This window comes from Paraburkholderia sp. SEWSISQ10-3 4 (assembly GCF_030464785.1).
GTDB classification, from domain to species: domain Bacteria; phylum Pseudomonadota; class Gammaproteobacteria; order Burkholderiales; family Burkholderiaceae; genus Paraburkholderia; species Paraburkholderia aspalathi.
In genome coordinates, this window is record NZ_JALPRI010000012.1 from 64,081 (window position 1) to 84,283 (window position 20,203).

The 20,203-nt window shown below is 62.3% G+C and carries 20 protein-coding genes and 1 tRNA gene; 9 read left to right on the plus strand and 12 right to left on the minus strand.

All coding sequences use genetic code 11. From position 1 onward, the window contains the following. Positions 1-6: 6 nt before the first annotated feature. Positions 7-1,392: an oxygen-independent coproporphyrinogen III oxidase gene (hemN, locus tag M0D68_RS21780; RefSeq protein ID WP_200618059.1), complete on the minus strand. Its 1,386-nt coding sequence runs from the start codon at positions 1,390-1,392 to the stop codon at positions 7-9. A gap of 232 nt (positions 1,393-1,624) precedes the next feature. Between hemN and M0D68_RS21785 the strand changes: the two genes are divergently transcribed. From M0D68_RS21785 to M0D68_RS21795, 3 genes are all read left to right on the plus strand, one after another. After that, positions 1,625-1,954: a YkgJ family cysteine cluster protein gene (locus M0D68_RS21785; RefSeq protein WP_200618061.1), complete on the plus strand. Its 330-nt coding sequence runs from the start codon at positions 1,625-1,627 to the stop codon at positions 1,952-1,954. An 89-nt stretch (positions 1,955-2,043) separates the two neighbouring features. Continuing rightward, positions 2,044-2,637, plus strand: a complete 594-nt coding sequence (locus M0D68_RS21790) for a DUF1439 domain-containing protein (protein ID WP_200618064.1) — start codon at positions 2,044-2,046, stop codon at positions 2,635-2,637. Between the two features lie 79 nt (positions 2,638-2,716). Next, entirely contained in the window at positions 2,717-3,553 is an 837-nt protein-coding gene (locus tag M0D68_RS21795; protein ID WP_093638975.1) for an undecaprenyl-diphosphate phosphatase, read from the plus strand. Positions 3,554-3,637: 84 nt separating this feature from the next. Here the strand turns inward: M0D68_RS21795 and trmB are convergent, their stop codons facing one another. Beyond that, positions 3,638-4,438 carry a tRNA (guanosine(46)-N7)-methyltransferase TrmB gene (gene trmB / locus M0D68_RS21800; protein ID WP_200618066.1) on the minus strand — a complete coding sequence of 267 codons (801 nt, stop codon included), beginning with the start codon at positions 4,436-4,438 and terminating at the stop codon, positions 3,638-3,640. Positions 4,439-4,836: 398 nt separating this feature from the next. On the opposite strand from trmB, the gene M0D68_RS21805 reads away from it, so the two are divergent. Continuing rightward, positions 4,837-5,220, plus strand: coding sequence for a hypothetical protein (locus M0D68_RS21805; protein ID WP_200618067.1), 384 nt, complete (start codon positions 4,837-4,839; stop codon positions 5,218-5,220). A gap of 3 nt (positions 5,221-5,223) precedes the next feature. Next, on the plus strand, positions 5,224-5,703 hold the full coding sequence (locus M0D68_RS21810; RefSeq protein WP_200618068.1) for a hypothetical protein: 480 nt from the start codon (positions 5,224-5,226) through the stop codon (positions 5,701-5,703). 172 nt (positions 5,704-5,875) lie between these two features. Here the strand turns inward: M0D68_RS21810 and M0D68_RS21815 are convergent. The 4 genes from M0D68_RS21815 to M0D68_RS21830 all read right to left on the minus strand — a co-directional run bounded on the left by M0D68_RS21815 (position 5,876) and on the right by M0D68_RS21830 (position 8,152). Then, a tRNA-Gly gene (locus tag M0D68_RS21815) sits at positions 5,876-5,949 on the minus strand. A gap of 86 nt (positions 5,950-6,035) precedes the next feature. Next, positions 6,036-6,599 carry a YggT family protein gene (locus M0D68_RS21820; RefSeq protein ID WP_093638987.1) on the minus strand — a complete coding sequence of 188 codons (564 nt, stop codon included), beginning with the start codon at positions 6,597-6,599 and terminating at the stop codon, positions 6,036-6,038. Positions 6,600-6,815: 216 nt separating this feature from the next. Continuing rightward, positions 6,816-7,136 (minus strand): EthD family reductase, encoded by a 321-nt coding sequence (locus M0D68_RS21825; RefSeq protein WP_054037420.1) that lies wholly within the window; start codon positions 7,134-7,136, stop codon positions 6,816-6,818. Positions 7,137-7,213: 77 nt separating this feature from the next. Then, entirely contained in the window at positions 7,214-8,152 is a 939-nt protein-coding gene (locus M0D68_RS21830; RefSeq protein ID WP_200618069.1) for a Rossmann-like and DUF2520 domain-containing protein, read from the minus strand. A gap of 768 nt (positions 8,153-8,920) precedes the next feature. Between M0D68_RS21830 and M0D68_RS21835 the strand changes: the two genes are divergently transcribed. Both M0D68_RS21835 and M0D68_RS21840 read left to right on the plus strand, forming a co-directional pair. Then, complete coding sequence (locus M0D68_RS21835) at positions 8,921-9,223, plus strand: hypothetical protein (RefSeq protein WP_093638996.1); 303 nt, start codon at positions 8,921-8,923, stop codon at positions 9,221-9,223. Between the two features lie 157 nt (positions 9,224-9,380). Beyond that, the gene (locus tag M0D68_RS21840; protein WP_200618071.1) at positions 9,381-10,346 is read left to right on the plus strand and encodes a threo-3-hydroxy-L-aspartate ammonia-lyase; all 966 of its coding nucleotides are present in this window, start codon (positions 9,381-9,383) and stop codon (positions 10,344-10,346) included. Between the two features lie 80 nt (positions 10,347-10,426). On the opposite strand, the gene M0D68_RS21845 is transcribed toward M0D68_RS21840, so the two are convergent. Together M0D68_RS21845 and M0D68_RS21850 are read right to left on the minus strand one after the other, a co-directional pair. Further along, complete coding sequence (locus tag M0D68_RS21845) at positions 10,427-11,104, minus strand: LysE family translocator (protein WP_200618076.1); 678 nt, start codon at positions 11,102-11,104, stop codon at positions 10,427-10,429. 133 nt (positions 11,105-11,237) lie between these two features. Further along, a complete protein-coding gene (locus M0D68_RS21850; protein ID WP_200618083.1) occupies positions 11,238-12,806 on the minus strand; it encodes a UbiD family decarboxylase in 1,569 nt (522 codons plus the stop codon). 606 nt (positions 12,807-13,412) lie between these two features. Here M0D68_RS21850 and M0D68_RS21855 point away from each other — a divergent pair. Then, complete coding sequence (locus tag M0D68_RS21855) at positions 13,413-14,606, plus strand: lytic transglycosylase domain-containing protein (protein WP_200618085.1); 1,194 nt, start codon at positions 13,413-13,415, stop codon at positions 14,604-14,606. Positions 14,607-14,718: 112 nt separating this feature from the next. Here the strand turns inward: M0D68_RS21855 and M0D68_RS21860 are convergent, their stop codons facing one another. The 4 genes from M0D68_RS21860 to ribBA form a co-directional block, all read right to left on the minus strand. After that, positions 14,719-15,915, minus strand: a complete 1,197-nt coding sequence (locus M0D68_RS21860; protein ID WP_200618087.1) for a pyridoxal phosphate-dependent aminotransferase — start codon at positions 15,913-15,915, stop codon at positions 14,719-14,721. 64 nt (positions 15,916-15,979) lie between these two features. Next, complete coding sequence (gene nusB / locus M0D68_RS21865) at positions 15,980-16,414, minus strand: transcription antitermination factor NusB (protein ID WP_028197808.1); 435 nt, start codon at positions 16,412-16,414, stop codon at positions 15,980-15,982. Beyond that, positions 16,411-16,917 (minus strand): 6,7-dimethyl-8-ribityllumazine synthase, encoded by a 507-nt coding sequence (gene ribH, locus M0D68_RS21870; protein WP_054037335.1) that lies wholly within the window; start codon positions 16,915-16,917, stop codon positions 16,411-16,413. The genes nusB and ribH overlap by 4 nt, the downstream gene beginning before the upstream one ends. Positions 16,918-16,967: 50 nt before the next feature. Next, positions 16,968-18,104, minus strand: a complete 1,137-nt coding sequence (gene ribBA, locus M0D68_RS21875) for a bifunctional 3,4-dihydroxy-2-butanone-4-phosphate synthase/GTP cyclohydrolase II (RefSeq protein WP_200618089.1) — start codon at positions 18,102-18,104, stop codon at positions 16,968-16,970. A 203-nt stretch (positions 18,105-18,307) separates the two neighbouring features. Between ribBA and ilvD the strand changes: the two genes are divergently transcribed. After that, entirely contained in the window at positions 18,308-20,170 is a 1,863-nt protein-coding gene (gene ilvD / locus M0D68_RS21880; RefSeq protein WP_093639014.1) for a dihydroxy-acid dehydratase, read from the plus strand. Positions 20,171-20,203 lie beyond the last annotated feature (33 nt).

A 20,203-nucleotide genomic window follows, 5' to 3' on the forward strand; every position in this document is an offset into this window, starting at 1 on the left:
CAGCCTTTAAACCGTGCGAGAAAAACCTTCGAGCGTTTGCTGACCGAGATAGCGGTCGAACATCATCGCGATGTTGCGCACGAGCATGCGTCCGGCCATCTGCACTTCGAGCTTGCTGTTGCTTACCGACACCAGCCCGTCCTGCTCGAAGCCTCGCAAGCGCTCCAGTTCCGGTTCGAACGTGTCGGCAAAGCGGATGCCGTACGCGGCTTCGAATTCGTCGAAGCGCAGTTCCAGATTGCACATCAATTGCGTGATCACATCGCGACGCAGACGGTCGTCCGCAGTGAGGCGCACGCCGCGTGTGATCGCGAGCTTGCCCGCATCGATTGCCGCGGCGTAGCCCGGCAGGTCCTTGATGTTCTGCGCGTACACGTCGCCGACTTTACCGATCGACGACGCGCCGAAGCCGATCAGATCGCATTCCGCTCGCGTGCTGTACCCCTGGAAATTCCGATGCAACGTGCGCTGCGCTTGTGCGCGCGCGAGTTCGTCGGTGGGCAGCGCGAAGTGATCCATGCCGATGTAGACATAGCCCGCGTCGGTCAGGCGCTCGACGACCAGCTGAAGGATCGCAAGGCGCACAGCAGGCGAGGGCAGCATGGCCTCATCCATCTGCCGTTGCATCTTGAAGAGCTGTGGCATGTGCGCATACGCGAACACCGAAAGACGATCGGGTGCGAGTTCGATCATCGTGTCGAGCGTGCGGCTGAAGCTATCGACCGTTTGATGCGGCAGCCCGTAAATCAGATCGACGCCGATCGAGTGGTAGCCCGTATCACGCGCGGCTTGCATCACCGACGCAGTCATCTCGAGCGGCTGAATGCGATTGATTGCCTGCTGCACCACCGGATCGAAATCCTGCACGCCGAGACTGAGCCGGTTGAAGCCGAGTGTGCGCAAATGCGCAATGGTCTCGGGCGACGCTTCGCGCGGATCGACTTCGATCGAATATTCGTCTTCAGTATCGGGCAGCAACGTGAAGTGCTCGCGCGCGGCGGCCATGAGTTCCGCCATTTCATCGTGCGACAGAAACGTGGGCGTGCCGCCGCCCCAATGCAATTGCGAAACGGGGCGTCGCGCGTCGAAACACGCGGCCTGCAAAGCCATTTCACGCTTCAGATGCTCGACATAGGGACGCGCGTGCGCGCGGTTCTTGGTGGCGACCTTGTTGCAACCGCAGTAGAAGCACACGGTGTCGCAAAAGGGGATGTGGAAGTACAGCGAGAGATCGGTGGCAGAGGAGCCTGGGTCCGCCGCGGCGCGCAGATAGTCGGCGGGATCGAAATCGTCGCGGAACTGCAAGGCCGTTGGATAGGACGTATACCGTGGACCGTTCGCGCTGTATTTGGTGAGCAGGTCGGGGCGGAATAGCGTGTTGGCGGTGGTCATGGGGCGCTCGGGTTTGACGGCCACCCTTGAAGAGGCACGAGCCGGAGGATTCTCGGGACCGGTTCGAACAGCGCAAACGCCTCTTGAGCGTGGCCTTTCGTATCCAGCAAGTTTACGTGAGCGACCCTTCGCGTAATTGTGTAAAAAGGTCGCACGAGATGCGATGGCACAATGCGGGTCTGGCGCTGCGTTGTATGTTGTATTGCCTGTTTTCGAGTTCAGGAAAAATGTCGTGAGTGATGTGCCGAACAGCGTTGTGAAGCGCGAGTCCCCGTTCCATGTGGCCGGTCATGCGTGCCGCCCCGATTGTGGCGCGTGCTGTATCGCGCCGTCGATTTCGAGCCCGATCCCCGGCATGCCGAATGGCAAACCGGCGGGCGTGCGCTGCGTGCAACTCGGCGATGATCTGCGCTGCGCGATCTTCGGTCAGCCGGAGCGGCCGGCGTGCTGTTCCGGTCTGCAACCGCAGACGGAGATGTGCGGCACGAGCCGCAGCGAGGCGCTCGCTTGGCTCACCCAGCTTGAAACGCAGACTCAACCGCAACTGGCGGTACGCCAATAGCGCGCGGGAACGATTCCGTCACGTCACCCATCCGAACAAACAACCCAACGCAACCGCATGCTCGAGAAGGCTTCCACAGGAGATTTCGCATGACTCGACCCGCTGCGCCGACCCGGCGCCGCTTCCTGCTTGCCGCGCTGACAGGCTGCACCGCGCTTGGCATCACCGTGTCTCTGGCGGCCTGCGCGACATCGATTTTCCCTTTTATCCCCTCGCATTACACGTTCTCGCAGCAGCAGGTGCAGGACGCGGTGCAGCGCAAGTTCCCGTATCAGCGGACGGTTTCGCAAGTGTTCGACGTCGCGCTGACCAACCCGGTGGTCGGCTTCCTACCGGACGCGAACCGTGTCTCGGTGAAGCTCGACGCCCGGCTCGCGAGCCCGTTCATGCCGCAACCGGTCGACGGCGTATTCACACTGTCGAGCGAACTGGCCTACGACGCCGCCAGCAAGTCGGTCGTGCTGAAGTCGCCGAGCGTCGACAACGTCAGCGTGAGTGGTCAGGCCCAGGCCTACACGCAGCAGATCAACGCCGCCGCGGCCGTGCTCGCTACGCAGTTGCTGACCAACTATCCGATCTACACCTTCAAGCCCGAACAGCTGCAATTTGCCGGGGTGAATTACGAACCCGGTACAATCACCATCCTTACAAACGGCATACGCGTGCAAATCGTCGAGAAATGACGGTGTGCGCGGCCGGCAGGGCCGCGCACACCGTGCGGCCCCTGTTCGTTTAGGCTATCTATAACAACGAGGGTCACGGATGGACTGGCTATTGGCTTGCAAGGCGCTGATTCTTGGCGTCGTCGAAGGGCTGACGGAATTTTTGCCGGTGTCGAGTACTGGCCATTTGATCGTCGCGGGCAGTCTGCTCAATTTCACGGATGAACACGCGAAAACCTTCGATGTCGTGATCCAGCTCGGCGCGATTCTGGCCGTGTGCTGGGAGTTCCGGCGCCGCATCGGCAGCGTGGTGGTCGGCTTGCCTAGCCGGCCCGATGCAAGGCGCTTTACGCTGAATGTGATCATCGCGACGATTCCGGCGGTTGTGCTCGGTCTGCTGTTCGAGAAGGCGATCAAGGCGGCGCTGTTTTCGCCCGTGCCGGTCGCGTTCGCGTTAGTGGCGGGCGGGGTGGTGATTCTGTGGGCGGAAGCGCGTCAGCGCACGCGAGGCGACGTGCCGGCACGTGTTCAGAACGTCGACGATCTGAGCCCGCTGGACGCGCTGAAAGTCGGCCTCGCTCAATGTTTTGCGTTGATCCCAGGCATGTCGCGCTCGGGTTCGACGATCATCGGCGGGATGCTGTTCGGTCTCGATCGGCGCGTTGCTACGGAGTTTTCTTTTTTCCTCGCGATTCCGATCATCTTCGGCGCGACGGCTTACGAGCTCTATAAAGACTGGCATCTGCTGTCCGTCGACGCGCTTGGCAGTTTCGTGCTCGGCTTCGTGGCGGCCTTCATCAGCGCGTTCGCCTGCGTGCGCTGGCTGCTGCGTTACATCGCCGCGCACGATTTCACCGTGTTCGCGTGGTACCGGATCGCCTTCGGACTGTTGATCCTGCTGGTGGGTTACAGCGGCGCGTTGAGCTGGGCGGACTGAGTCTCCGCATGTTTTCCGCGTCATGAGAAAAGGCCCGCGTTTGCGGGCCTTTTTGCTTATGGCGGGCACAACTGCAGTGCGGTTTTATACCGCGCCGCGCTTCCTGAACACCAGATCCCACACGCCATGTCCGAGCCGTAGCCCGCGGCGCTCGAACTTCGTCACCGGACGATACTCGGGACGCGGCGCGTAGCCGTCAGCGGTATTTTCCAGCGCAGGATCGGCGCCCAGCACCTCGAGCATCTGCTCGGCGTAGTTCTGCCAGTCGGTCGCGCAATGCAGATAGGCGCCCGGCTTCAGACGCGAAACCAGCAATGCGACGAACTTCGGCTGGATCAGCCGGCGCTTGTGGTGACGCGCCTTGTGCCAAGGATCGGGAAAGAAGATATGCACGCCGTCGAGGCTGTCCGGCGCGATCATCTGCTCAAGCACTTCGACCGCATCGTGCTGAATGATGCGGATGTTCGACAGCGCCTGCTCGCCCATCAGCTTCAGCAGCGCGCCCACGCCTGGCTCGTGTACTTCGACGCCGAGGAAGTCGTCGGCGGGACGGTGCGAGGCGATCTCCGCGGTGGTCGCGCCCATTCCGAAGCCGATTTCCAACACACGCGGCGCGGCGCGGCCGAACACGCTGTTCCAGTCGGATTGTTGCGGCGTGAAGGGCACGACGAAACGCGGACCGAGCTCGTCCATCGCGCGGCGCTGGCCGGTCGATACGCGACCAGCGCGCGTGACAAAGCTGCGGATGCGGCGTCGATGCAGGGCTTCTTCTTGCGGGGCGCCGGCAGTCGCGTCGGCGTCGGCCGGTTGGCCTTCGGCTTCTGCCTCAGTTGAAGGCGGCGGGAGTTCGTCGGGCAGGCCGGCGTCGTTTGGATCGTGGATCATTATCGATACTGCTACTAGGGTGAGGGCCTGGCGGCTTGCATGGCGTGTTGCGAGGCGCCTTTTGCGTTTGTGCTTACGCTTGCCGCGGCATGGGCCGCAGTTCGCAGGCGCGGTTCGCTCGAATCGCTATGCCGGGCCGCTGCCACTACAAAAAAGCCGCCTTCATGGGAGGCGGCTCGTGCTGGATTCCGCTGAAAGCTCAGCAGGAAGGTGGAGCGGGCGTTGCAAGTGCGCGTAAGGTAGCACACCCGAAAAGGGTGCGTCCAGACGGTGGCCGACCCGGAGGGAGCCTGAATTCGGCATCAAGATTACGTTTTCATAACCGTGACAGCCATTCGTATGATTTAATCCCGCTGTAAGCCATTCCGTTGCAACGATTATCAAAACGAAAATCCACCATGGGCAAACACGCACACAATCATCGTCAGGCAAAAGCCGCCAAAACGGATTGGGTCGCTATCGATCCAACTGCGGTTCCAACTACTTCCCAGAATGCACTTCGCAAGGCAATGGCCATTGAAGGCGTCGCCCTCACTCAATTCAACGATTTACTGTGGCTCATGGCGCAGGAGTCGAGCGGTGTGGTCGACGTGCGCAATGGGAAGTCGTCCGCACGCGGGCTTTATCAGTTGCTGCGGCCTCAATATGAATTGAATCCGAATGGCGAAAAATCTTTCGGCAATGCGGTCGAAGAATGTCAGGGCGGGATTCGCTATATTCTCGGGCGATATCACACTGCGGCATCAGCACGGCTGTTCTGGGAAAAACACCACTGGTATTGAGCAATGAAAAAGTTTCTATTGATGGGCTTTGTGTCCGCCATGTGCTGGATGGGCGTCGCGCAAGCCGATGATGCCGGCGTGCCGCGCTTTGAAGATTTCGCGGTCAGCGACACCTTCGCGGGCAAAGCGGCGAAAGTGCGGCTCGTATCCGCGGACGACAAGGAATACGCGACGCGTATCCGCGAAGCCAGCCGCCAGAAGCCGAACTTCGCTGGGCACTACGTGCTGGCAAGCTGGGGCTGCGGGGCGTCCTGCGTGTCCAGCGTGGCGATCGACGCGAAGACCGGCCGCGTCACGTGGCTGCCGTTTACGGTGTGCTGCTGGGACGTGGATGTGCAAGAGCCGATCGAATTCCAGCGCGACAGCCGCCTGCTGGTGGTTCACGGCAGCAGGAATGAAGCGGGTGGCGGGACGTACTACTACGCGTTGGACAAAGACGAATTCAAGCTGGTCAAGGCGGTCGAGAAAGCTGCGAAGAACTAGCAGCGGCTCCCGCAATGGCGCGTTGACACCACGCACGCTCATCTCGCGTTTTTGCGACTTCTCAAATGACAGACGGAGAGGGCGTAGCGGGTGGGAAATGCGGCAAGGTGCTGCAGATTCAGATCCTTTCGCGAAGCCGCCTGGTTAATCGCCAGGCTGGCTGAAAAGAGTCTGGAGCGGGCGATGGGAATCGAACCCACGGCTCTAGCTTGGGAAGCTAGGGTATTACCATTATACGACGCCCGCAGAGCGCACGATTCTACTCGGGAAGGGGCGGTTAGCGCAAATCGCACTGCCGCCACCCTTGTTCCACAAGGCGCACGAAGCGCTGATCAGATCACGAAGTAGGTCAATTGAACGGCCGCACGTGTGACCACCATCAGCAGCACCTGCACGATCACGAACAGCAGGATCGGCGAGAGGTCGATGCCGCCGAGTTGCGGCACCACGCGGCGCAGCGGATTCAGGAACGGCGCGGTCAGCTGGTACAGAATCGGCATGGCCGGCGAGCGCGGATTGAGCCACGACAGCAGCGCCATCAGGATCGTCATCCAGATGATCAGGTTCAGCGCCCACTTGATCACGGTCAGCACGGCAACGATCAACAGTGTCGGCACGAGCGTGAGCGGATCGGCGCCCGTGAGCACCACCATCAGCACCACATAAACGATCGCCGCAATCAGCGCTGCGACGAGACTCGCCCAGTCGATGTTGCGGGTGCTGTGCAGAATGTGCCGCAAAGGCAGCACGATCCAGTTGGTGGCTTGCAGCACGGCGTTCGTCACGGGGTTGTACGGCGGCATGCGCACGACCTGCAGCCATGCGCGCAGCAGCAGCGCGGCGCCGAACAGCGTAAAGACGGTATTGAGCAGAAAACGGGCGATATCGCCAAACATCTCGTGTCCTTATCCTTCGGAAGGCGGCCGTCGATCGGCCGCAGGGTGCCGGCGCTGACCGATCGGTGCGCCGGCGGGTTCATTTGGATTGCCTGCGCCGTTCCCGAGGAGGGCGCGTTACGCGTCACAAATGGGGACGCAGTGCTTCAATTTCCAGATGCTCGAGTAGGCCAATCGGCGAACTGCATACCGTCAGGCCGCACCCGCCACTCGATATCACACAGAAATCTTGATTTCGCTAATCAGAATCGTGCCGTTGCCGCCGTCGGTGTAATTCGGAATGTCGGCAACCAACTGCTCCGAGGCCGACTTGAAGACTTTATAGAAGTCGTCCGTGCTATCGAACAGGAAGTGGCCTGCGGCGACATACGGCGGCGGCGTTCCCGGCGGCCCGGCATTGATGCCGACGTCGACCGACCAGCCTCTCAGCGACGGCCCGAACAGCCTGGCCGCGAGCGGCATGTGCGTGACGCAGTAATAGTCCACGTCGAAGTGGCCGTTTTCCCGATACGGATAAAGGATGCTGACCTTGATCATTGTGCGTTCTCGTCTGTTGGTCCCGAAGCGCGGCGCTGGCGGATTGCGCGCGGCGCCGGACGTCACATTATCACGGCTTACTTGACGCTTGCACCTGCTGTGGCCTGATTCAGCGACCGGTTAAGCGATTCTTCCACCGCCTCGGCAATCGTCTCGATCGCGGCGGGCGGTTTGACGCGGCGTTCGGCCAGTCCGACCGCGCGCCGCGTCAGCAAACCGTACAGCGCGGCATGATCGCCGCCAAGGCCTTCCAGCAACGCCAACTGCTTTTCCACCACGCCCGTATCGCCGCGCGACACAGGGCCGGCGAGCGCGTTGGGCAGGCCCTTGTCGCGAGCGGTTTCGATCGTGCCGGAGAGCATGGGCAGCAGCGCGCGCAGCGCGTCGTCTTCGGCAAAACCCAGCGTGCGCCACAGCGCCACGCATTCCGCGAGGCTGCACAGCGCGAAGCTGGCGGCGTAATGCGCGGCGGCGTGGTACAGCATGCGGCCGCCTGCAGGAATCGACAGCGGATGGCAGCGCAGGGCGACGGCCAGCGCCGTCAGCGCCTCCATGAGCGCGCCGTCAGCCTCGATCGTCACCGAACAGCCGGCGATCCGCTCCAGGTCGGCGAGATCGCCGCTAAAGAGGTACAGTGGGTGAAACCCGCCGATCGAGGCACCCTGGTCGCGCGCCGGGGCCAGCGACTCCACCGGCGAGGCGCCGCTGCAATGCACGAGCGCTTTGTCGCATGGGCCGGTCGCCGCGTCTGCCGTGAATCGCAGTGTGTGCGCTGTCGTACCGATGCTGTCATCGGGAACGGCTAAAAAGACGATATCGGCTGCGTCGACAACCTGTTGTGGATCGTCGAATGCGGCGCAATGTTCGATTTGACTGGCGAGCCGGCCGGCCGAGGCCGCCGAGCGGCTCGCCACCGCCGTGACAGGATAGCCGGCGCGTGAAAAGCTCAGCGCGAGACAGCGCGCGAGCCGGCCCGCACCGATGAAGCCGAGGCGCGGCAGAGGGGGCTGGGACATGGTTGCGTGCTCCAGGCGGGATACTTGAACGGGAATGCAGCAGTATCGCCCATCCGTCCGGCAGTAGTGTGTCCCGGTGTGGGTATTCCTCTGATCAGTCCGCGCGCGATATGGCGCGTCTGGTCGGTCATCCGGCCACACACGCCCCGCGGGTCCGAAAACTGCTCACAATTTCCTTCATGAGCCGGTTTTGCAGTTGCTGTTCTGGGTTTTTCGTCTCGCAGTCAGATTCGGGAGGTAGCGATGAATATTTTTTCTTACCGAAAGCACTTGCGGTTCCTGACGCACTCACAGCGCCGTCGCTGGTGGGATCAGAAAAAGCGCCTGACGCCACGCGTGCGCATCAGTGGCGCGTATGTTCCGCCCAGCGTCTCCCGAGAATTCGCCTATGTGAAGGTAGGCTGACAATACCGTCTGCTGATGGGTAAGAAATGCCCGGTGCGATTGCACCGGGCATTTTTCATTTGGACCGTCAGGATTGAAGCTAATTTGTAATCAAAGATTACTGACAAGTGAGAACCGGGAGCCGCAAGACCCTCAGGGCAGGGGGTTCACGCGCATTTCACCGCTGGCAAACCCTTAGTTCTCAGTCTGTTGCGCGGCATGTCCTGGCGGCCTCGCGCCGACGCACTTTCCGACCTATTGCCGCCAATTGCAATTTGCAACAAATGCGAACATCTATGCACGGTCTTTTTCGATACATTGAATTCATAGCATGCAAGGCATGCGAAGTCGGCGACCTTAGTGGGCCGCGCCAGGAGAATAAAAGTGAAAAAGATCGTTCCGTTTGTCGTTGCCGCCGCACTCGGCGTGGGGTTCGCTACTGCTGCTGAGGCGCACGTTTCTGTCGGTATCGGTATTGGCATTCCGGTTGCGCCCGCGTATCCGGTTTATGCCGCGCCGCCGCCGGTCTATTACGCTCCGCCGCCTCCGCCTGTGGTCTATGCGCCGGGCTACTACGCGCCGCCGGCAGTCGTGGTGGGTGGGTATTACGGTGGCTACGGCCGTCCTTATTATCATCACGGTTACTACGGTCGCGGTTATTACGGCCACGGCTACTATCGCCGCTAATCGCGGGCAGAGCACAGCATGGGTTGACGGCGTAACGCCGGCTTGATCGCCGGGTTACGCCGTTTGTGTTTCTGCTGCGGCATACCGCGCGACATACCAAAGCATCGTCGAAGCTGGGAGAATGGCAGTTTCGCCACCGCTCTGGAGAGTTTCGTCAATGCAAGCGCTTCCCGCTCCCACTTTCGACGACGTACTCGACGCCGCTGCGCGTCTCGAAGGCGTCGCTCATCGCACCCCCGTTCTAACCTCGAGCACGTTCAACGAGCGCACGGGCGCGTCGGTGTTCTTCAAGTGCGAAAATTTTCAGCGCATGGGCGCTTTCAAGTTTCGCGGCGCCTACAACGCGATTTCGCACTTCGACGCGGAGCAACGTAAAGCGGGTGTGCTGACGTACTCGTCGGGCAATCACGCGCAAGCGATCGCACTGTCGGCGCGTCTTGCCGGGATTCACGCCACGATCATCATGCCGCACGACGCGCCCGCCGCCAAAGTCGCGGCGACTAAGGGCTATGGCGGCGAAGTGATCAGCTACGACCGCTACACCGAGAATCGCGAAGAGATCGGCCGGCGGCTCGCCGAAGAGCGTGGCATGACGCTGATTCCGCCGTACGACCATCCGCATGTGATCGCCGGGCAAGGCACGACAGTGAAGGAGTTGATCGACGAAACCGGCCCGCTCGACATGCTCTTCGTTTGTCTCGGCGGCGGTGGACTGATCGGCGGCAGCGCACTGTCGGCGGCGGCATTGAGTCCGGCGTGCACCGTCATCGGTATCGAACCCGAAGCGGGCAACGACGGTCAGCAATCGCTCGCACGCGGCGAGATCGTGCATATCGACACGCCGCGCACGATTGCCGACGGTGCTGCTTCCACGCATCTCGGCGACTACACGTTCGAGATCATCCGGAAGCTGGTCGCGCAGATCGAAACGGTCAGTGACGAGCAATTGATCGAGACCATGCGTTTCTTCGCGCAGCGCATGAAGATCGTGGTCGAGCCGACCGGTTGCCTCGCCGCGGCTGCCGTGCTCAATGGCATCGTGCCGGTGAAGGGCAAGCGCGTGGGTGTGGTGGTGAGCGGCGGCAACGTCGATCTGGCGAAGCTGGCGCAGTATCTCGCCTGATACGCTGCTTGATCGTTATTGCGCCGAGCTGCGCACGTTGAAATTGAGGGAAGACGGCTCGCCAAGGCGAGCCGTTTTTTCTAGCTTGCCACCTGTGCGGTCTGCACGATCAGATCGCGATATCCGTTCACGATCACGCTATACGAGAAGTAGGCGAACAGCAGCGCCGACAACACATGGCACGCACGCAGCAAACCGGTGCCGGCGCGTTTGCGTCCATGGCTACCGAGTCCGCAGATAAAGATCGTCCAGCACAAGCCACCCAGGAAGAAGCCGCCGAGAAATACCGGTGCAGTGGTCGTGCTGGTGGCGCCGGCTTTCGCGATCAACGCACCGCCGACTGCGGCGAACCACAGAATCGCTGACGGCGATGACATTGCCAGCAACGCGCCGCGCAAGAAACCGCGCCACGGGGAAAGATGCGGCGCGTTGGCATCCGCTTCGCCGGCAACTGCAGGCGCCGTCGCCGGGAACAGCGCTTCACGCGCCATCTTCCATGTGAGAAACAGCAGGACCGCCGCGCCGCCGATCCACACGACCCAGCGTACCGATTCGAACTGCAGCAGCGCAGCCATTCCCGCGAGCGCGAGCGCCGCGTAAACGAGATCGCCGAAACAGGAACCCAAGCCCAGCCAGAAGCCCGGTTTGAAGCCGTGCGACAGCGTCAGCGAAATCATCGCGACGTTGACGAGACCGATATCCAGACATAACGACAACGACAGAAAGAAACCATCCGACATCATTGAAAAGGCATGCATCCGCGCAACTGCTCCATCAGTTTTGTTATTCAGACTTGTTCAAGCGGGAGCGATCCGGCTGGTGAACGGATCGCTTCGATGCCGACAGAATCAGGAATTCAACGGTGTGACCTGTGTGATTCAAGGCCCGTTTTTACAGCCCCAACTCATTCCACAAGGTGTCGATGCGTTTTTTGACCACGCCGTCCATCTCGATCGGGCGGCCCCATTCGCGATCGGTTTCGCCGGGCCATTTGTTGGTGGCGTCGAGTCCCATCTTCGATCCGAGACCCGCGACCGGCGAAGCGAAATCGAGGTAGTCGATCGGCGTGCGATCGACCAGCACAGTGTCGCGCGCCGGATCGATGCGCGTGGTGATGGCCCAGATCACTTCCTTCCAGTCGCGGATATTCACGTCCTCGTCGACCACGACGATGAACTTCGTATACATGAATTGCCGCAGGAAACTCCACACGCCGAACATCACGCGCTTGGCGTGACCCGGGTAGCTCTTCTTCATCTGCACGATCGCCATCCGGTAGCTGCATCCTTCGGGCGGCAGATAGAAGTCGGTGATCTCGGTGAACTGCTTCTGCAACAGCGGTACGAACACTTCGTTGAGCGCGACGCCGAGTACGGCGGGCTCATCGGGCGGTTTGCCGGTGTAGGTGGAGTGATAGATCGCGTCGCGCCGCATGGTGATGCGCTCGACCGTGAAGACGGGAAACCACTCCTGCTCGTTGTAGTAGCCGGTGTGGTCGCCGTAGGGTCCTTCCAGCGCATGTTCGTAAGCGGCGGACGCGCCCTTGGCCGGACGCGGCGGCGCGCCTGCGGGAGCAGGTGAGGGCGTGCCTTCCTGCGGATAGATGAAGCCTTCCAGGACGATTTCCGCGCGCGCGGGCACCTGCAAACCGTCGACGCCCGGCGTGATGCACTTCGCGAGTTCGGTGCGGCCGCCGCGCAGCAGCCCGGCGAACTGGTATTCGGAGAGCGTGTCGGGCACCGGCGTCACCGCACCGAGGATGGTCGCCGGGTCGGCGCCCAGCACCACGGCTACGGGATACGGCTTGCCCGGATTCTGCAGCGCGAACTCGCGGAAATCGAGTGCGCCGCCGCGATGCGCGAGCCAGCGCATGATGAGTTTGTTACGCCCGATCAGTTGCTGGCGATATATGCCTAAATTTTGTCGGCTCTTATTCGGGCCTTTTGTGACGGTCAGGCCCCATGTGATCAGCGGCCCTGCGTCGCCCGGCCAGCAGGTTTGAATTGGCAGCTTTCCGAGGTCGACGTCGTTGCCTTCCCAGACGATTTCCTGGCAGGGCGGCGCGCTCACTGTTTTGGGCGCCATGTCCCACACCGCCTTCGCGAGCGAGAACAGTTTGCCAGCGTCCTTGAGGCCCTTCGGTGGCTCCGGTTCCTTCAATGCGGAGAGCAGACGGCCGACGTCGCGCAGCGACTCCAGCGCGGTGCCATCGCCTTCACCTGCTTGTGCGTCGATACCCATGCCGAGCGCGACGCGGCGCGGCGTGCCGAACAGGTTGCCGAGTACCGGAAACGCATGCTGCTGCTGGCTCTCAAACAATATCGCGGGACCGCCGGCGCGGAGGACGCGGTCGCACAGTTCGGTCATTTCCAGGACGGGCGAGACGTTTTGCGAGATGCGGCGCAGTTCACCGATCGTTTCGAGACGGCCGACGAAATCGCGCAGGTCTTTGTATTTCATCTGGTGCGGTAGAGAGCCGCGCAAGCGGCAAAAAGGTAGGGCACGGCAGGGCTTCGCGGTGCCAGAACGATTGTCGATTTTACCTGTGTTGGCAGTCGCACGTAGATTGGCCAAACGGCCTGCTTCGGGAGGACTAATTGAGATAGCTCAAGAAGCGCGCACCGCGCGGTTCTTAACGGACTGAACACTGTTCATTATTACAATTAGTTATACATTTGCCTATCTATAGTGTTGACGATCTATAAAACCCTGCATAAAATCCGTCCACATTGGTTGCAGGGCGTGAACGTTTTTACCGCCGCCCCGGTCCCTTCAGACGCAACGCGTCACCGCTTACCGACCCCCTGCACGGTATTTGACGGTCTTACTGAAGTCCTCGCCAGCGCCTGTTGACGCTGGTTTTTCGCGTGGGAGCCTCCGCCCGCATGTTTTTTGGCATGCCGCGGGCCTCTTTTCAAGATGGCTCCCCACAAACGGTATTTGCCGTTTTCCCGACGTCGCTGCTGCCCTAACCAGACAGAGCGCGCGATGTCTTGACTCTGCGAATGTGTGTTACCGCCTGTTCGACTGGCGGAGTTCGCGGATCATGCAACATGGGAGATCTGAATGAACGCCTGGTTATCGTGGCGTCCCGATGAACGTATTGCGCAAGTTGTGCGTGGTGCGTTGCGTCGCGGCACGCGAATGAGTCATCACCTGTTCAGCATTGTCGGCGGAATCGCCGTCGTGCTGGCCGTTACGCTGTGGCTGATGCCAGCTTTGCGCGGCACCCTTGCCGCCAAGCTGATGCCGGTCATTTCCGCCGCTGTGCAAGCCGGTCCCGCCCGTCTGCTGCAGGGCCACCCGCTGCCGGCTTTCGGGCCGCCTAGTGCGTCCTCTGACGAGGCGCTGTCCGCGAATTCGACAAGTAGCGACACCGCGAGCGGTGCGAACAACGGCAACAATGGCAACAACGGCGTCATCGCCAGCAATACCAGCTATGACGGCGCCTTCGACGGCACCGGCACGTCCGGTATGGGCGTGGCCGCACTGAACGGCCTCGACCCGCGCACCATGCAGAGCGTCTCCGCGCTGGCACGGCTGATCCCGGCGCAGCGCGTCTCGGCCGATGCACGCGACGATCGCGTGCTGGTTTCGACCCGCGAGCAGGATCTGGTTTCGTCTTACCTGGCGCGGCGCTATCGCGTTGCTCAGGAGCCCGTTAGCGAGCTCGTGAAGGCAGCGTTCGACACCGGCCGCGAAGTCGGTCTCGACCCGCTTCTCCTGCTGTCCGTGATGGCAATCGAATCGGGCTTCAACCCGTACGCCGAGAGCGGCGTGGGCGCGCAGGGCCTGATGCAGGTGATGTCCAAGGTTCACTCGGACAAGTTCCAGTATTTCGGCGGCCAGAGCGCGGCGCTTGAACCGGTCGCGAACATCAAGGTTGGCGCGCTGGTGCTGAAGGATTGCATCGCACGCGGCGGTTCGCTGCCGGGCGGCCTGCGTCTCTACGTCGGCTCGACCTCGCAGGACGACGGCGGCTACGGCGCCAAGGTGATGGCCGAGCGTGGCCGTCTGCGCGATGTGGCGCGTGGCCGCAAGGTGCCGATCAACGCACCGCAGGCTCCGGTTTTGACGGCGTCGAACACGACGACGACGGCTGCAGCGGCATCGACCAACGGCAAGCGCGTGCAGGTGACGCTCGACGCAGGTCATCCGCTGAGCGCGGCAGCGCCGGTGAAGACGCCGGTGTCCGAGCAGGACGATGCCAGTTCCAATGCGACCAAGCACGTGGCATCGGCTTCGGAGTTGGGCGCTTGAGGTTGATGTAACCTGTTTCGCCCGGCACGAGAGCGGCCGATACAGAAAAGGACACCCGAGGGTGTCCTTTTTCTTTTGTGGCTTGCGTTTGTACTCTGATGCCTCTATCCAGTCAGTGCCGTCCGAAAAGCTTCGCCAGCCGCTCGACCGCTTCTTCCAGCTTCGGCAGGGCAGTCGCATACGACAGCCGGATGTAGTCCTTCGGCGCGTGCGTGCCGAAGTCCATGCCGGGCACCAGCACCACTCCAGCGTCGTGCAGCATCGCCTTCGTGAGCGCCGCGCTATCTCCGGCCGCCGGATGCGCGACCGTGCGGCAATCGGCGTACACATAGAACGCGCCATCCGGCATCACCGGCACAGAGAAGCCCAGCGATTCGAGCGCCGGCGCAATGAAGTCGCGGCGGCGCTTGAATTCGAGGCGGCGCGCTTCGTAGATGGCGATCGTGTCCGGTTCGAAGCAGGCCAGCGCCGCATGCTGCGCGAGCGCCGACGCGCAGATGAACAGGTTCTGCGCGAGCTTTTCGAACGCGCCGACCATGCCGGGCGGCACCACCAGCCAGCCCAATCGCCAGCCAGTCATGTTGAAGTACTTCGAAAAGCTGTTGACGGTGATGACGTCTTCACCGAACGAGAGCGCCGAGACGGGCTTGGCGTCATAGCTCAGGCCCTGGTAGATCTCGTCAACGATCGTAAAGCCGCCACGCGCCCGCACGGCCTTAACGATGCGTTCGAGTTCAGCCGGTTCGATCGACGTGCCCGTCGGGTTAGACGGCGACGCCAGCAGCACGCCGCGGGTGTGTTCGTTCCACAGGCGTTCGACGTCGGCAGCGGTCAGCTGGAAGCGTTCGGCCGGCCCGCTCGGCACCATCACCGGCTTGCCTTCCGCAGCTATCACGAAGTGGCGGTTGCACGGGTAGCATGGGTCGGGCATCAGCACTTCATCGTCGCGATCGACCAGCGCCGCGCAAGCCAGCAGCAGCGCGGCAGACGCGCCGGCGGTGACAACGATCCGCGAAGGATCGACGCTCACGCCGTAGAACTCGGCATAATGCGCCGAGATCGCCTCGCGCAGCGCGTGCAGGCCAAGTGCGTTCGTGTATTGCGTAACGCCGCGGCGCAGGGCGCTCGCGGCCGCTTCGATGACCGGCTCGGGTGCGGTGAAATCGGGTTCGCCGATTCCCATGTGGATGATGTCGCGCCCTTCGCGCTCGAGCAGCGCGGCTTCCTTGGCCAGTTCCATCACATAGAAAGGCTGGATGGCGTCAACGCGGGCAGCAAGCCGCACCAAGGGTTCGGTCACGGAGTTCATACGATCAAATCCAGTTCAGAAGCAACAGCGGGACGGCGCATGGCGCGCTCGCCCCGCCTCAAGCTCAATGCTTGCGAGCCGCCTGCGTTTCGGCAGCGCGCAATTGCGCCGACAGCTTGTCCAGCACGCCGTTCACGTACTTATAGCCGTCCGCGCCGCCAAACGTCTTGGCGAGTTCGACTGCTTCATTGATGACCACGCGATAGGGGATATCGAGGTGATTCTTCAACTCGAAAGCGGCGACCAGCAGCACGGCGCGTTCGACCGGCGAAAGCTGATCGATCGGGCGGTCGAGGCACGGTGCGATATCGGCGGAGAGTGCTTCCGAATCGCGGATCACGCCGTGCAGGATGGCGTCCAGATGTTCGTGGTCGGCCTTGTCGAAGCCCTGCGCGCCGCGCAGTTGCGCGTCGATTTCACCGCCGGGCGAGCCCGACAGCAGCCACTGGTAAAGCCCCTGCGTGGCCAGTTCGCGGGAGCGTCGGCGTGCGCTCTTCATGCTTCTTCCTCTTCTTCGTCTTCTTCCTCGTCGTCACCGCCGAGCTGTTCGAGCGCGACCGAAAGGTTCGCCATTTCGACGGCCACGCGCGCTGCGTCACGACCCTTCTCGGTCATGCGCGCGACGGCTTGTTCGTCGTTTTCGGTGGTCAGCACGGCGTTCGCAACCGGAATGCCGAAGTCGAGGCCGATGCGGGTGATGCCCGCGCCGCTTTCGTTCGACACCAGTTCGAAATGGTACGTCTCGCCGCGAATCACCGCGCCCAGCGCGATCAGTGCGTCGAATTGCGCGCTTTCGGCGAGCTTTTGCAGCGCCAGCGGGATCTCCAGTGCGCCCGGCACGGTGACCAGCAGCACGTCTTCGCCGGTCACGCCGAGGCGTTCGAGTTCTTCGATGCACGAATCCGCGAGACCGTTGCAGACGGGTTCGTTAAAACGCGCCTGGACGATGCCGATACGCAGTCCGTCGCCGTCGAGATTCGGTTGGTATTGTCCGATTTCCATGTGAATTCCGTAGTGTTTTGAGTGGGCGCTTAAGCGCGTGAATGGTCGGATCAGCCTTGTTGCGGAGCCTGTGCGGTGCTGCCCGGCATCGGCACGAAGCCGGTGACTTCCAGACCGTAGCCCGACATGCTGCCCAGCTTGCGCGGGTTCGACAGCACCTGCATCTTGCCGACACCCAGCTCACGCAGGATCTGCGCGCCGATGCCGTACGTCTTGAAGTCGACCGGCCGGCGTTTGAGCGCCTCGGCTTTCTCTTTCGAATCGAACGCCTTGAACACGTCGACCAGATGCTCCTTCGAATCGCCGCAGTTCAGGAGCACGATCACACCGAGGTCGCGCTCGGCGATCTCTTTCATCGCCGCATCCAGCGTCCACGAGTGAGTCGACTTGCCGACTTCGAGCAGGTCCAGCATGGACAACGGCTCGTGCACGCGCACCAGCGTTTCCTGCTCCGGGTTCGGCGTGCCGCGCACCAGCGCGATGTGCGGCTGGCCGCTCGGCTGGTCGAGATACATCACCGCGCGAAACGCGCCGTGCGCGGTTTGCATGGTGCGTTCGCAAATGCGCTCGACGATCGATTCGGTGCGGCTGCGGTAGTGAATCAGATCCGCGATCGTGCCGATCTTCAGACCGTGCTCTTTGGCGAATTCCATCAGGTCCGGCAGGCGCGCCATCGTGCCGTCGTCTTTAATGACTTCGCAGATCACCGCGGCCGGCGTGAGGCCTGCCAGCGCGGTGAAGTCGCAGCCGGCCTCGGTATGGCCGGCGCGCACCAGCACGCCGCCGGGCTGCGCCATGATCGGGAACACGTGTCCCGGCTGCACGATGTGCTCGGCCTTGGTGTCCGGTGCGACCGCCACGGCGATCGTGCGGGCACGGTCGGCCGCCGAGATGCCCGTGGTCACGCCTTCGGCTGCTTCGATACTGACGGTGAACGCCGTGCCGTACTGCGTGCCGTTGCGATAGGTCATGAGCGGCAGGTTTAGCAGCTTGCAGCGTTCCTGCGTGAGCGTCAGACAAATCAGGCCGCGGCCGTAGCGGGCCATGAAGTTGATCGCTTCCGGCGTGACGAATTCGGCGGCGATCACGAGGTCGCCCTCGTTTTCGCGGTCTTCTTCGTCGACGAGGATCACCATCCGGCCTGCTTTCAGTTCGGCAATGATCTCTTGAGTGGAGGCGAGCGTCATGTTGGCGGAGTTTTTCGAAGAAAGCGCGTATTTTACGCCACGCGCGCCCCCACGTCGCCTGGGCCGGATGGCATAGGCCGTTTGGCGAGGCACTTACGGCTGTCTGGCGGCGGTTTGACAGGGCGGCGTTGCTATAATTCGCCGCGCCCGCGAAGGCCGCCTCCAGAAAACAACTTCCCCGCTAAACCCGTTCGAGAAAGATCATGCCGCACTATCGCTCACGCACATCGACTCATGGCCGCAACATGGCCGGCGCCCGCGCCCTGTGGCGCGCTACCGGAATGAAAGACGACGATTTCGGCAAGCCGATCATCGCGGTGGTGAACTCGTTCACCCAGTTCGTGCCGGGCCATGTGCATCTGCGCGACCTGGGCGCGCTGGTCGCGAAGGAAATCGAAGCGGCCGGTGGTGTGGCCAAGGAGTTCAACACCATCGCGGTGGACGACGGCATTGCCATGGGCCACGGCGGCATGCTGTATTCGCTGCCTTCGCGCGAGCTGATCGCCGACTCGGTGGAATACATGGTCAATGCGCACTGCGCCGACGCCATGGTCTGCATCTCCAATTGCGACAAGATCACCCCGGGCATGCTGATGGCCGCCATGCGCCTGAACATTCCGGTTGTGTTCGTGTCCGGCGGTCCGATGGAAGCGGGCAAGGTCAAATCGCCCACCGATGGCCAGGTGATCGCCAAGATCGACCTGATCGACGCGATGATCAAGGCGGCGGACCCCAAGATCAGCGACGCTGAAGTGGCCGAAGTCGAGCGCAGCGCCTGTCCGACGTGCGGTTCCTGCTCGGGCATGTTCACCGCGAACTCGATGAATTGCCTGACCGAGGCGATTGGTCTCGCGTTGCCGGGCAACGGCACGATCGTCGCCACGCATGCATGGCGTAAGGGCCTGTTCGAACAGGCCGGCCGCCTCGTGGTGGACCTGTGCCGCCGCTACTATCAGGAAGAAGACGCGTCGGTCCTGCCGCGCAGCATCGCCACCAAGCAGGCATTCGAGAACGCCATGGCGCTCGACGTGGCCATGGGCGGTTCGACCAATACCGTGCTGCACCTGCTGGCTGCCGCGCAGGAAGCCGGCGTCGATTTCACGATGTCCGACATCGACCGCATCTCGCGCAAAGTGCCGTGCCTGTGCAAAGCGGCGCCCGCCACCGACAAATACCATATCGAAGACGTGCACCGCGCCGGCGGCATCCTCGGCATTCTCGGCGAGCTGGCCCGCGCGGATCTGCTGGACCTGTCGTGCGGCAACGTGCATAGCGGCACGCTGGGCAATGCCATCGCCAAATGGGACGTCGCCGGTGGCGCGGGTGAAGAAGCGCAGAAGTTCTTCCGTGCGGCCCCGGGCGGCATTCCGACTACCGTCGCGTTCAGCCAGGAAGCCACGTTCGCGTCGCTGGATACCGACCGCAAGACCGGCTGTATCCGCAGCAAGCAGGACGCGTATTCGAAAGACGGCGGCCTCGCCGTGCTCTACGGCAACCTCGCGGAGAAGGGCTGCATCGTCAAGACCGCGGGTGTCGACGAATCGCAATGGATCTTCTCCGGGCGCGCGCGCGTCTTCGAGAGCCAGGACGACGCTGTCGACGCCATTCTGGGCGACAAGGTCGTAGCGGGTGACGTGGTCGTGATCCGTTACGAAGGTCCGAAGGGCGGTCCGGGCATGCAGGAAATGCTGTACCCCACGTCGTATCTGAAGTCCAAGGGCCTGGGCAAGACCTGTGCGCTGTTCACCGACGGCCGTTTCTCCGGCGGTTCGTCAGGGCTCGTGATCGGGCATGCGTCGCCGGAAGCGGCCGAAGGCGGCACGATCGGTCTGGTGGAAGATGGCGATGTGATCGAGATCGACATTCCCAAGCGCAAGATGCATCTGGTGGTGTCAGACGACGAATTGGCGCGCCGTCGCGAGGCCATGGAGGCTCGTGGTGATAAGGCGTGGATGCCGGTGGATCGTGAACGCGTGGTGTCGCAGGCGTTGCAGGCCTATGCGGCACTGGCGACTTCAGCGGATCGTGGCGCCGTGCGGGACCTCTCGCAATTGAAGCGCAAGTAAGGTGTAGTTGAAGCTTGGCTGACCGGCTCGCTG

Excerpts from the sequence above, each read along its gene's own strand:
- M0D68_RS21840 (WP_200618071.1), top strand. The coding sequence starts at position 9,381 with ATGCAAGCGCTTCCCGCTCCCACTTTCGACGACGTACTCGACGCCGCT.
- trmB (WP_200618066.1), bottom strand. The coding sequence starts at position 4,438 with ATGATCCACGATCCAAACGACGCCGGCCTGCCCGACGAACTCCCGCCG.
- M0D68_RS21860 (WP_200618087.1), bottom strand. The coding sequence starts at position 15,915 with ATGAACTCCGTGACCGAACCCTTGGTGCGGCTTGCTGCCCGCGTTGAC.
- M0D68_RS21845 (WP_200618076.1), bottom strand. The coding sequence starts at position 11,104 with ATGCATGCCTTTTCAATGATGTCGGATGGTTTCTTTCTGTCGTTGTCG.
- M0D68_RS21795 (WP_093638975.1), top strand. The coding sequence starts at position 2,717 with ATGGACTGGCTATTGGCTTGCAAGGCGCTGATTCTTGGCGTCGTCGAA.
- ribBA (WP_200618089.1), bottom strand. The coding sequence starts at position 18,104 with ATGACGCTCGCCTCCACTCAAGAGATCATTGCCGAACTGAAAGCAGGC.
- M0D68_RS21805 (WP_200618067.1), top strand. The coding sequence starts at position 4,837 with ATGGGCAAACACGCACACAATCATCGTCAGGCAAAAGCCGCCAAAACG.
- M0D68_RS21850 (WP_200618083.1), bottom strand. The coding sequence starts at position 12,806 with ATGAAATACAAAGACCTGCGCGATTTCGTCGGCCGTCTCGAAACGATC.
- M0D68_RS21855 (WP_200618085.1), top strand. The coding sequence starts at position 13,413 with ATGAACGCCTGGTTATCGTGGCGTCCCGATGAACGTATTGCGCAAGTT.
- M0D68_RS21790 (WP_200618064.1), top strand. The coding sequence starts at position 2,044 with ATGACTCGACCCGCTGCGCCGACCCGGCGCCGCTTCCTGCTTGCCGCG.
- M0D68_RS21825 (WP_054037420.1), bottom strand. The coding sequence starts at position 7,136 with ATGATCAAGGTCAGCATCCTTTATCCGTATCGGGAAAACGGCCACTTC.
- nusB (WP_028197808.1), bottom strand. The coding sequence starts at position 16,414 with ATGAAGAGCGCACGCCGACGCTCCCGCGAACTGGCCACGCAGGGGCTT.
- M0D68_RS21810 (WP_200618068.1), top strand. The coding sequence starts at position 5,224 with ATGAAAAAGTTTCTATTGATGGGCTTTGTGTCCGCCATGTGCTGGATG.
- ribH (WP_054037335.1), bottom strand. The coding sequence starts at position 16,917 with ATGGAAATCGGACAATACCAACCGAATCTCGACGGCGACGGACTGCGT.
- M0D68_RS21820 (WP_093638987.1), bottom strand. The coding sequence starts at position 6,599 with ATGTTTGGCGATATCGCCCGTTTTCTGCTCAATACCGTCTTTACGCTG.
- ilvD (WP_093639014.1), top strand. The coding sequence starts at position 18,308 with ATGCCGCACTATCGCTCACGCACATCGACTCATGGCCGCAACATGGCC.
- M0D68_RS21830 (WP_200618069.1), bottom strand. The coding sequence starts at position 8,152 with ATGTCCCAGCCCCCTCTGCCGCGCCTCGGCTTCATCGGTGCGGGCCGG.
- hemN (WP_200618059.1), bottom strand. The coding sequence starts at position 1,392 with ATGACCACCGCCAACACGCTATTCCGCCCCGACCTGCTCACCAAATAC.